Here is a 10,063-nt window from a genome sequence, read left to right on the forward strand (position 1 = left end):
GATAACTTTGGCCATAGCCCACTCCTATGCCGTCACCTAGCGCATTTTCATAATCCAAATAGGATTTGAGACGCCTACCCCTACCCATGATCGTACCCAAAAAACGACATTGATACGTACCTATATGTGCATTTTATAGTCTCCAACCCTATAACCACACATTCAGTAAGCATACAACATTAGCGTCGTTTTTTGAGAATGGTTACAACTTTAGTGCTTTGTGTACAACTTTATTGTCTTCGGACAGTAGGACCCTCTAAAACCAATAGAATTTACGTAGAAACGCGTTTAGTAAAGGCTTTACTAATTACTAATGACTAACATATTAGCACTTTCAGATCTGTCAGCAATAACCCCGGGCGGCGAAATAATGAGAAGAGTTCTTCCGGAGAGCCTTTTCTTTCTATCTGATTGATTTTTAACACTTTTAAATGTCAGCTTTATGTAAACCTGTGGGATTTACTCCTAATTAAATCCCATAGTATGAAAATTAGGCATTTGCAAACCTTAATGACGTGACGTTGTCACGTAAATCAATGGAATTTAGTCTCTAGTAAAGAGTTAACTAGTGACTAACTGCCTGATCGGTGTGCTTGAACGGTGCACTTCAGGCCGGATATAAAAATTGATGAGAGATATACAGAAAATGATGGACCGGCTTAATAAGCCAGCCTTTCTTGGGATGATTGATGATGTTGAACACGCTATAAAGCGAAAATGCCCCTTTTTAACCTATAGGTTGGGCACTATGAGTAAGATACAATCAAATCGCCAGTCAGATGGCTAATTTCATTTTGACCAAAGCGGGCTATTTCAAGCGTTATCGCTGAGACGAGGCTTCAATGACAAGTACACTTGACCCATCACACAAGCAAATTGAAATGTGGCGCAGAGCTACCGGTTCCGAAGGTGGACTCAACGAATACCGCAACTGGGTTCTGGAAAATAGTATGAGATTTACAGCATACGGTATCCATACCGTTATCGTCGAAGGTGAGGCGAAGCATATAACAGCGCTTGATGATGTTACCCTCTGTAACGAGTGGGCGAAGCTTAAAAGAGAAAACAATAGGCTTTACGCAGCAAATGAAAAAATTTGCTCTGGCTGGCGTGGTTTTGTGTTGCGTTTGTTAGGAATAACACTGTCATGCAGAAAACCGGTCATCTTACTGGGGGCAGACGCGAAGAATCAAAATGATGCCGTGAAAGGGGCTGATTTGTAATTTTCAGGCGAGCCCACCGTTCTTAGAAAGCTGTTCTATGGGTATGTAAGGAAGATAATGTTCTCTGAACGCTCAGTACACTTAATCACTTCCTGTACAAAGGGCAAGAATCATCAGGGCCACGTCTGGCCGACATTGGACATAGATCCAAAACAAACCCCGGACGACGCAGCATATGCCTGGAGTAACATTGTAGACGACGCCAGAAGTAATCAGGCGGTACCGGCATTGTCCTTGTATTCAGGTAATCACTGGTCTACGGCAAAGGAAATTTTAAACTCAACCAGAAATCTGGAGTTGTGGATAATCTCTGCCGGGATGGGGTTTTTAAATAGTCGAGATCGGGTGCCCTCTTACGAGGCGACATTTCATCAAGTACCATTCAGGCATGATCTCTGGTGGAAAGCCATCACAAAATCACTAGGAAAGCATAACCGTTGCGCAACTATAAGCCAGTTAATGCAGTCCAGTCCGAATGATGAATATTTGATTGCGGCTTCGCCTGTTTATATTTCTGCTGTCCAGAATGACATCCTGAAGGGCATTGAGAGTTTGACTCATCCTCTTACGCAACTAACGATCGTGACATCAGGGGCATATGCTGGCCCACTTGAAGAATACTTAATTAAGAGTTCTTCTAGGATGATGAAAGAGCTAGAGTGCAATATGGTGTGCCTGAATATAAAACTGGCTCAATACATACTTAAAAGTGGTAGTCGTTAGAACTAGACTGTTAATGATACAATTCTCCTGTTATTTTATTTTTATAAAAGGTCTCAAATATGCTCAAAAACAGATTTTCTTTATTGTGTCTTGCTGTGGCATCGTCACTTACTCTTACTGCTTGCGATGTAGTTGATGCTGCCTATGACGAGACTTTAAATGATAATGCACCCGAAATTGTAATAGCTGGAGGATTCAAAATTGATATCCAAGGTAATGCAGTTCCGGTTGAGGGATATGATAATTGCTCTTTGAATACTCTTCAGGGAAGCGTTGATACGGATAAATCAAATTGTATTGTTCTGGATAGAACACGTAAAAAAGTACCGGTTCTAGTTCATTTGTCATCCGGTCCCGTCAAAGAAGAATGGAAGATCGAGCACCAGGTTGAAAAAACCAAATCCGGCAAAAATTTCATCCAAACTCGTATGATTAGACCTGACGGTAACTTTGTAGTGCCTGCATCCTCAGAACGAGGGATCTTTAGTGGCAAACATTACAGTCAAGCCAGCTAAGTCAAGTCTATCCGTTCAAACAGAAAAAGGTTTCTTAAAAATGACGTTATCCGCTGCATTGCAAGGCACTTTTAAAGAGATGAGGAAAGACAATACAGTAGGCATCACAGTTCAAACTTGTTCAGATATTTTTGACAGCAATGTTCCTCCGGCTTATGTTTTCTGGCTTTATCGTCTCAAAGCGGGAGAAACTTTGCCGCGCGGAAGGTTCTTCAGAAAAAGAAAGCCAATCATCAATGTTATGGCAGTTGTTCATGATGCTGCATTCGAAAAATAACTGCGCTATCAGGAAAGTTACTTTTATGAACGTAATTGCAGCTGGAATTTTTTGCTTTATTTTTTACCCTACAGCTTTCGCTTATGCTTGTTATAAAAAGAGATGGCTAGAGTGGATTTTTCTTACTTTAATTATAATTTTTGCTTCTGCCATTTCGATTCAACAATACAATGAAGCGAATTTTGTAAGTGAGTTAAATTACCCTATGTTTATCTCCGCCATATATGGCCTGTCACTGGCATGGTTTCCTTTTCCGATTGCTTATGTTGTTCTGCGCTTCCTTCTTGATGATTTACAGCATGAGTACCCTAAACAGTGAGCAGATTTTAAGACTCATGAACAACATCGAAAGCACGAAACAGTCTGCACAAGGAAGATAAGGAGTATTCTTAGCAAGATATCTTTGTACCTGAAGACATAAAGCTGGCATCTTTTTCCTTATAGAGTGTATTATGATTAAGTAAATCCTTATCAAAGAATTAGAAAGTGAGGTCGTATGTCTGAAGCACTCAAATCGTTAAACAATATTCGTACTCTTCGCGCCCAGGGCCGCGAGCTGCCTTTAGAAGTACTTGAGGAAATCCTCGAAAAGCTTAATGTCATTGTTGATGAGCGTCGTCAGGAAGAATCATCCAAAGCTGCCGAACTGCAAGCTCGTCAGGAGAAACTTGACGCCCTGCGTAAGTTAATGGAAGAAGATGGTATCAACCCGGAAGAGCTGCTTGGCTCATTCCAGGCCAAATCTACGGCTACCAAGAAAAGCCGTGAACCACGCCCGGCCAAATACTCATTTACTGATGAAAATGGCGAAACAAAAACGTGGACTGGACAGGGCCGTACCCCCAAAGCTCTGGCAGAACAAATTGCAGCCGGTAAAAGTCTTGATGATTTCCTGATCTAACTTTTGCCACCAGTTTTGATAGAGGCCACTTCGGTGGCCTTTTCTCATACGGAATCAATTTCAGGTACAGAACATATGAAAAATTCAGAACCTAAGAGCTGTGATCCCTATGTGGACAGTTTGATTAGAAATGCAGATGCAAAGTAAGCCAGGTCATTTCTCAAAATATTGAAGCCCTTACCATTCCTTATCGTTATCATCGCTGTATTCTTTTTTTGGGTATCGTTTTCCCGTTTATTATCCCAGGTCGCGTAAAACCTTTTTAAAGACTCTTCTTTACCAGATATGCTCCCTCACCGGGATGGTTTCAACCTCTTCAGTTTCCCATATTGGCAAAACCTTCAGGAAATAAGACGATACCCTCCACGCTTTCCATTAAAGCGGGATGACGACGCCCAGTTCTTACGACCAGACTCCACGTTTTCGATTAGGATGCCTTTGGGCCCTTCTAACGAGGCCACCTCAACAACTCGCACTTTCCGGATCAGTCTTGGATCCACTTCTTCCCAGATCTGGCCAACTGTAATATCTTTTTGGGTTTGCATTTAATCTCTCGCTGTCATTTAGTGAACAAGACTAATCCTCGCCGTGGTTCAGCTTATGGCTTTATTTACGCTGACGATCCTTAGCCTTAAATTTTTGCCATCGTATCCGAAGGTTTTCGATGTTAACCGGAACCTGCATGCGTGTCGTCTCTATCTCATTCCCATGCCATTTCAGGAGATCATCATCCAACTCCCGGGCCTCCCGGCTGAAGTAAATTTTCATAGTGTCAGGGTTTATGGCGCAATGGTCATTGTCGAACAGTGTATGGATATCACGGCGAAGTAAAATTCCGTTCGTTACGTCGGGAATGCCTTCTTCATGACGTGGCGTTAAGTGCGCGGCCTCAGTACGCCAGGGGGACCTTACGCCGGTGACAACACATCGCCCGTAGCAATTCAACCTAACATCCCGGGCGAAAGGACCTTGGTCAGGACTGGTGACAGAAGTACATTCCTGGCCCTCTTTGTAGATACGCTTCGGGAAGTCGATAGTGGTTTGAGCTGTTTGGGAAAGTGACACATACGTAACCCCTTTGTATCTCTTTATCCCACCATTAAAAGTGGTAGGAATCGAGCTGGTTATGGCCACCAGTTTCACATCGCCCATTTCGACGATCTTAAGGCTCTTATTAGCGGCTACATGTAACTGGATGAATTTACCTACGTACACATCATGGTTCTCATCTTGTCTTTCAACACACAGGGGTCGTCTCAGAATTCGGAAAATAAAGCACGCTAAGGCGTAGTCACCCCGTGACTCCCCCGCGCCGATGCAGCGAGCTTCGTTCCGTCTTGCAGTGACGCAATCAGCGGGCAGGAAACGTTCCCTTTCCGCGCATGGCAGGCGCACACCAGTTCAGACAGCACGGCCTCCATGCGTGCCAAGTCGGCCATCTTCTCGCGCACATCCTTGAGCTTGTGCTCGGCCAGGCCGCTGGCTTCCTCGCAATGGGTGCCATCCTCCAGCCGCAGTAGCTCGGCGATTTCGTCCAGGCTAAAGCCCAGCCGCTGGGCCGATTTCACGAACCGCACTCGTGTTACATCCGCCTCGCCATAGCGGCGAATGCTGCCATAGGGCTTGTCTGGCTCCGGCAGCAGGCCCTTGCGCTGGTAGAACCGGATGGTCTCCACATTGACCCCGGCCGCCTTGGCAAAAACGCCAATGGTCAGATTCTCAAAATTAATTTGCATATCGCTTGACTCCGTACATAACTACGGAAGTAAGCTTAAGCTATCCAAACCAAATTTGAAAGGACAAGCGTATGTCTGAACCACAAAAGTCTGAACCACAAAACGGGCGCGGCGCGCTCTTCGCCGGTGGGCTGGCCGCCATTCTTGCGTCGGCCTGCTGCCTGGGGCCGCTGGTTTTGATCGCCTTGGGGTTCAGCGGGGCATGGATCGGCAACCTGACGGTGCTGGAACCCTATCGCCCGATCTTCATCGGCGCAGCGCTGGTCGCGCTGTTTTTCGCCTGGCGGCGCATCTACCGCCCGGCGCAAGCCTGCAAACCGGGTGAGGTCTGCGCGATTCCCCAAGTGCGAGCTACTTACAAGCTCATTTTCTGGATCGTGGCCGCGCTGGTCCTGGTCTCGCTCGGATTTCCCTACGTCATGCCATTTTTCTATTAATCACAGGAGTTCATCATGAAAAAACTGTTTGCCGCCCTCGCCCTCGCTGCCGTTGTTGCCCCCGTGTGGGCCGCCACCCAGACCGTCACGCTGTCCGTGCCTGGCATGACCTGCGCCTCTTGCCCGATCACTGTCAAGCACGCGCTTTCCAAGGTTGAGGGCGTGAGCAAGACCGACGTAAGTTTCGACAAGCGCCAGGCCGTCGTCACCTTCGACGATGCCAAGACCAACGTCCAGAAGTTGACCAAGGCGACCGAGGACGCGGGCTATCCGTCCAGCCTCAAACGCTGATCCGTTAACCGAACTCGGGAGCGACACATGGGACTCATCACGCGCATCGCTGGCAAAACCGGCGCGCTCGGCAGCGTCGTTTCCGCGATGGGCTGCGCCGCCTGTTTTCCTGCCATCGCCAGCTTTGGCGCGGCCATCGGACTGGGCTTCTTGAGCCAGTACGAGGGGCTATTCATTGGCATCCTGCTGCCGATGTTCGCCGGCATCGCGTTACTCGCCAATGCTATCGCTTGGCTCAATCATCGACAGTGGCGACGCACGGCGCTCGGCACGATAGGCCCGATCTTGGTGCTGGCAGCGGTGTTTTTAATGCGGGCTTACGGCTGGCAGAGCGGTGGACTGCTCTATGTCGGCCTGGCCTTGATGGTTGGGGTGTCGGTCTGGGATTTCATCTCGCCAGCACATCGCCGCTGCGGGCCGGACAGCTGTGAATTGCCAGAACAACGTGGCTGACGGCAACAGCCGTAGCCACCACAGAAAAGGAAAAATACATGACCACCCTGAAAATCACCGGGATGACCTGCGACTCGTGCGCGGCTCACGTCAAGGAAGCCTTGGAGAAAGTGCCCGGCGTGCAATCGGCGCTGGTGTCCTATCCGAAGGGCACAGCGCAACTCGCCATTGAGGCGGGCACGTCATCGGATGCGCTGACTACCGCCGTGGCCGGACTGGGCTACGAGGCAACGCTTGCCGATGCGCCACCGACGGACAACCGCGCCGGCCTGCTCGACAAGATGCGCGGCTGGATAGGGGCCGCTGATAAGCCCAGTGGCAACGAACGCCCGTTGCAGGTCGTCGTCATTGGTAGCGGTGGAGCCGCGATGGCGGCAGCACTGAAGGCCGTCGAGCAAGGCGCGCAGGTCACGCTGATTGAGCGCGGCACCATCGGCGGCACCTGCGTCAACGTCGGTTGTGTGCCGTCCAAGATCATGATCCGCGCCGCCCACATCGCCCATCTGCGCCGGGAAAGCCCATTCGACGGCGGCATGCCACCCACACCGCCGACGATCTTGCGCGAGCGGCTGCTGGCCCAGCAGCAGGCCCGTGTCGAAGAACTCCGTCATGCCAAGTACGAAGGCATCCTGGACGGCAATTCAGCCATCACCGTTCTGCACGGTGAAGCGCGTTTCAAGGACGACCAGAGCCTTATCGTTAGTTTGAACGAGGGTGGCGAGCGCGTCGTGATGTTCGACCGCTGCCTGGTCGCCACGGGTGCCAGCCCGGCGGTCCCGCCGATTCCGGGCTTGAAAGAGTCACCCTACTGGACTTCCACCGAGGCCCTGGCGAGCGACACCATTCCCGAACGCCTTGCCGTAATCGGCTCGTCGGTGGTGGCGCTGGAGCTGGCGCAAGCCTTTGCCCGGCTGGGCAGCAAGGTCACGGCCCTGGCGCGCAATACCTTGTTCTTCCGTGAAGACCCGGCCATCGGCGAGGCGGTGACAGCCGCTTTCCGTGCCGAGGGCATCGAGGTGCTGGAGCACACGCAAGCCAGCCAGGTCGCCCATATGGACGGTGAATTCGTGCTGACCACCACGCACGGTGAATTGCGCGCCGACAAGCTGCTGGTCGCCACCGGCCGGACACCGAACACGCGCAGCCTGGCATTGGAAGCGGCGGGGGTAGCCGTCAATGCGCAGGGGGCCATCGTCATCGACAAGGGCATGCGCACCAGTAGCCCGAACATCTACGCGGCCGGCGACTGCACCGACCAGCCGCAGTTCGTCTATGTGGCGGCAGCGGCCGGCACTCGTGCGGCGATCAACATGACTGGCGGCGATGCGGCCCTGGACCTGACCGCAATGCCGGCCGTGGTGTTCACCGACCCGCAGGTCGCCACCGTGGGCTACAGCGAGGCGGAAGCACATCACGACGGGATCGAGACCGACAGTCGCCTGCTAACACTGGATAACGTGCCGCGTGCGCTTGCCAACTTCGACACACGCGGCTTCATCAAGCTGGTCATCGAGGAAGGTAGCGGACGGCTCATCGGCGTGCAAGCGGTGGCCCCGGAAGCGGGTGAACTGATCCAGACGGCGGTGCTCGCCATTCGCAACCGTATGACCGTGCAGGAACTGGCCGACCAATTGTTCCCCTACCTGACCATGGTCGAAGGGCTGAAGCTCGCGGCGCAGACCTTCAGCAAGGACGTGAAGCAGCTTTCGTGCTGCGCCGGATGAGGAAAAGGAGGTGTTCAATGAGCGCCTACACAGTGTCCCGGCTGGCCCTTGATGCCGGGGTGAGCGTGCATATCGTGCGCGACTACCTGCTGCGCGGATTGCTACGGCCGGTCGCGTACACCACGGGCGGCTACGGCTTGTTCGATGACACCGCGTTGCAACGGCTGCGCTTTGTACGGGCTGCCTTCGAAGCGGGTATCGGCCTGGACGCACTGGCGCGGCTGTGCCGGGCGCTGGATGCTGCGGACGGTGACGGTGCGTCTGCGCAGCTTGCCGTGTTGCGGCAACTCGTCGAGCGTCGGCGCGAGGCCCTGGCCAGCCTCGAAATGCAACTGGCCGCCATGCCAACCGAACCGGCACAGCACGCGGAGAGTCTGCCATGAACAGCCCAGAGCACTTGCCGTCTGAGACGCACAAACCGATCACCGGCTACTTGTGGGGCGCGCTGGCCGTGCTCACCTGTCCCTGCCATTTGCCGATTCTCGCCATTGTGCTAGCCGGCACGACGGCCGGCGCGTTCATCGGGGAGCACTGGGGTATTGCAGCCCTCACGCTGACCGGCTTGTTTGTCCTGTCTGTGACGCGGCTGCTGCGGGCCTTCAAGGGAAGATCATGACCGCTTCCCAGCCAGCCGAGAGTGGGCAGCTTTGAGCTTCGCTACCAATCTGGAGGAGTACCACCATGAACGCAAACGCCCCGAACACTGCCAGTTGCACCACCTGCTGCGTATGCTGCAAAGAAATTCCGCTCGATGCCGCCTTCACCCCGGAAGGCGCGGAATACGTCGAACATTTCTGCGGGCTGGATTGCTATGAACGCTTCCAGGCACGCGCCAAGGCCGCGACAGAATCTGACATTGCGCCTGTCCTGTCATTTTCAGAAGACGACTGCACCAGTTGATTGGGCGTAATGGCTGTTGTGCAGCCAGCTCCTGACAGTTCAATATCAGAAGTGATCTGCACCAATCTCGACTATGCTCAATACTCGTGTGCACCAAAGCGAGGTGAGCATGGCGACGGAGGCTCTGTTGCAAAGATTGGCGGCAGTCAGAGGTAGGCTGTCGCTCTGCGCCGATCAGGCGGCTGCTGCGAAATGGTGGTTGAGCATGCCCATGGCCTCCGTCAGCGCCGAGGGCCCAATGCCAAAAGCTCTCTCCACAAGGCGCACCTCGCCCCTGATGCCGGGCTGCAGGCACCAGGGGCGAGCCTGTCCTTTGCGCAGGGCTCGCATGACTTCGAATCCCTTGATCGTGGCATAGGCCGTGGGGATCGATTTGAAACCGCGCACCGGCTTGATCAGTATCTTGAGCTTTCCGTGATCGGCCTCGATCACGTTATTGAGATACTTCACCTGCCGGTGGGCCGTCTCCCGGTCCAGCTTTCCTTCGCGCTTCAATTCGGTGATCGCTGCACCATAGCTCGGCGCTTTGTCGGTATTGAGCGTGGCAGGCTTTTCCCAGTGCTTCAGGCCTCGCAGGGCCTTGCCCAGGAACCGCTTCGCTGCCTTGGCGCTGCGGGTCGGCGACAGGTAGAAATCGATCGTGTCGCCCCGCTTGTCGACTGCCCGGTACAGGTAGGTCCACTTGCCCCGCACCTTGACGTAGGTTTCATCCAGGCGCCAGCTCGGATCAAAGCCACGCCGCCAGAACCAGCGCAGCCGCTTCTCCATCTCCGGGGCGTAGCACTGGACCCAGCGATAGATCGTCGTATGGTCGACCGAAATGCCGCGTTCCGCCAGCATTTCCTCAAGGTCGCGATAGCTGATCGGATAGCGACAATACCAG

The 10,063-nt window shown here is 52.6% G+C and carries 16 protein-coding genes and 1 pseudogene; 13 read left to right on the forward strand and 4 right to left on the reverse strand.

The window, feature by feature from the left end:
• A pseudogene (locus tag ACOTZP_RS23470) lies at positions 1-88 on the reverse strand (transposase); the annotation flags it as partial.
• A 754-nt stretch (positions 89-842) separates the two neighbouring features.
• Between ACOTZP_RS23470 and ACOTZP_RS23475 the strand changes: the two are divergent.
• The 6 genes from ACOTZP_RS23475 (at position 843) to ACOTZP_RS23500 (ending at position 3,639) form a co-directional block, all read left to right on the forward strand.
• Positions 843-1,223: a hypothetical protein gene (locus ACOTZP_RS23475; RefSeq protein ID WP_001371925.1), complete on the forward strand. Its 381-nt coding sequence runs from the start codon at positions 843-845 to the stop codon at positions 1,221-1,223.
• Between the two features lie 57 nt (positions 1,224-1,280).
• Positions 1,281-1,946, forward strand: a complete 666-nt coding sequence (locus ACOTZP_RS23480; RefSeq protein ID WP_001447900.1) for a hypothetical protein — start codon at positions 1,281-1,283, stop codon at positions 1,944-1,946.
• 59 nt (positions 1,947-2,005) lie between these two features.
• A complete protein-coding gene (locus ACOTZP_RS23485) occupies positions 2,006-2,461 on the forward strand; it encodes a hypothetical protein (RefSeq protein WP_000916941.1) in 456 nt (151 codons plus the stop codon).
• Positions 2,433-2,738 (forward strand): hypothetical protein, encoded by a 306-nt coding sequence (locus ACOTZP_RS23490; RefSeq protein WP_223152485.1) that lies wholly within the window; start codon positions 2,433-2,435, stop codon positions 2,736-2,738. Before ACOTZP_RS23485 ends, ACOTZP_RS23490 begins: the two co-directional genes overlap by 29 nt.
• A 25-nt stretch (positions 2,739-2,763) precedes the next feature.
• Complete coding sequence (locus ACOTZP_RS23495) at positions 2,764-3,057, forward strand: hypothetical protein (protein WP_001100635.1); 294 nt, start codon at positions 2,764-2,766, stop codon at positions 3,055-3,057.
• A gap of 177 nt (positions 3,058-3,234) precedes the next feature.
• Entirely contained in the window at positions 3,235-3,639 is a 405-nt protein-coding gene (locus ACOTZP_RS23500; RefSeq protein ID WP_001287391.1) for an H-NS family nucleoid-associated regulatory protein, read from the forward strand.
• Positions 3,640-4,245: 606 nt separating this feature from the next.
• Here ACOTZP_RS23500 and ACOTZP_RS23505 read toward each other — a convergent pair.
• Together ACOTZP_RS23505 and merR are read right to left on the reverse strand one after the other, a co-directional pair.
• Positions 4,246-4,854 carry an HNH endonuclease signature motif containing protein gene (locus ACOTZP_RS23505; protein WP_000289256.1) on the reverse strand — a complete coding sequence of 203 codons (609 nt, stop codon included), beginning with the start codon at positions 4,852-4,854 and terminating at the stop codon, positions 4,246-4,248.
• Between the two features lie 65 nt (positions 4,855-4,919).
• Positions 4,920-5,375: an Hg(II)-responsive transcriptional regulator gene (gene merR / locus ACOTZP_RS23510; RefSeq protein ID WP_001166628.1), complete on the reverse strand. Its 456-nt coding sequence runs from the start codon at positions 5,373-5,375 to the stop codon at positions 4,920-4,922.
• A 71-nt stretch (positions 5,376-5,446) separates the two neighbouring features.
• On the opposite strand from merR, the gene merT reads away from it, so the two are divergent.
• The 7 genes from merT (at position 5,447) to ACOTZP_RS23545 (ending at position 9,180) form a co-directional block, all read left to right on the forward strand.
• Entirely contained in the window at positions 5,447-5,812 is a 366-nt protein-coding gene (gene merT, locus ACOTZP_RS23515; protein WP_001294656.1) for a mercuric ion transporter MerT, read from the forward strand.
• 15 nt (positions 5,813-5,827) lie between these two features.
• Positions 5,828-6,103: a mercury resistance system periplasmic binding protein MerP gene (gene merP, locus ACOTZP_RS23520; protein WP_000732275.1), complete on the forward strand. Its 276-nt coding sequence runs from the start codon at positions 5,828-5,830 to the stop codon at positions 6,101-6,103.
• A gap of 27 nt (positions 6,104-6,130) precedes the next feature.
• The gene (gene merC / locus ACOTZP_RS23525) at positions 6,131-6,556 is read left to right on the forward strand and encodes an organomercurial transporter MerC (RefSeq protein WP_000522996.1); all 426 of its coding nucleotides are present in this window, start codon (positions 6,131-6,133) and stop codon (positions 6,554-6,556) included.
• Between the two features lie 38 nt (positions 6,557-6,594).
• The gene (merA, locus tag ACOTZP_RS23530; RefSeq protein WP_000209296.1) at positions 6,595-8,280 is read left to right on the forward strand and encodes a mercury(II) reductase; all 1,686 of its coding nucleotides are present in this window, start codon (positions 6,595-6,597) and stop codon (positions 8,278-8,280) included.
• Positions 8,281-8,297: 17 nt separating this feature from the next.
• Positions 8,298-8,663 carry a mercury resistance co-regulator MerD gene (merD, locus tag ACOTZP_RS23535; RefSeq protein ID WP_001277466.1) on the forward strand — a complete coding sequence of 122 codons (366 nt, stop codon included), beginning with the start codon at positions 8,298-8,300 and terminating at the stop codon, positions 8,661-8,663.
• The gene (merE, locus tag ACOTZP_RS23540; protein WP_001087807.1) at positions 8,660-8,896 is read left to right on the forward strand and encodes a broad-spectrum mercury transporter MerE; all 237 of its coding nucleotides are present in this window, start codon (positions 8,660-8,662) and stop codon (positions 8,894-8,896) included. Before merD ends, merE begins: the two co-directional genes overlap by 4 nt.
• Before the next feature lie 65 nt (positions 8,897-8,961).
• Complete coding sequence (locus ACOTZP_RS23545) at positions 8,962-9,180, forward strand: DUF3330 domain-containing protein (protein ID WP_021242992.1); 219 nt, start codon at positions 8,962-8,964, stop codon at positions 9,178-9,180.
• A gap of 174 nt (positions 9,181-9,354) precedes the next feature.
• Here ACOTZP_RS23545 and ACOTZP_RS23550 read toward each other — a convergent pair.
• A partial coding sequence (locus ACOTZP_RS23550) for an IS6-like element IS6100 family transposase (protein ID WP_421633794.1) occupies positions 9,355-10,063 on the reverse strand: 709 nt, incomplete at its 5' end.

This window comes from Enterobacter cloacae complex sp. SYL001 (genome assembly GCF_049237025.1).
GTDB classification, from domain to species: domain Bacteria; phylum Pseudomonadota; class Gammaproteobacteria; order Enterobacterales; family Enterobacteriaceae; genus Enterobacter; species Enterobacter intestinihominis.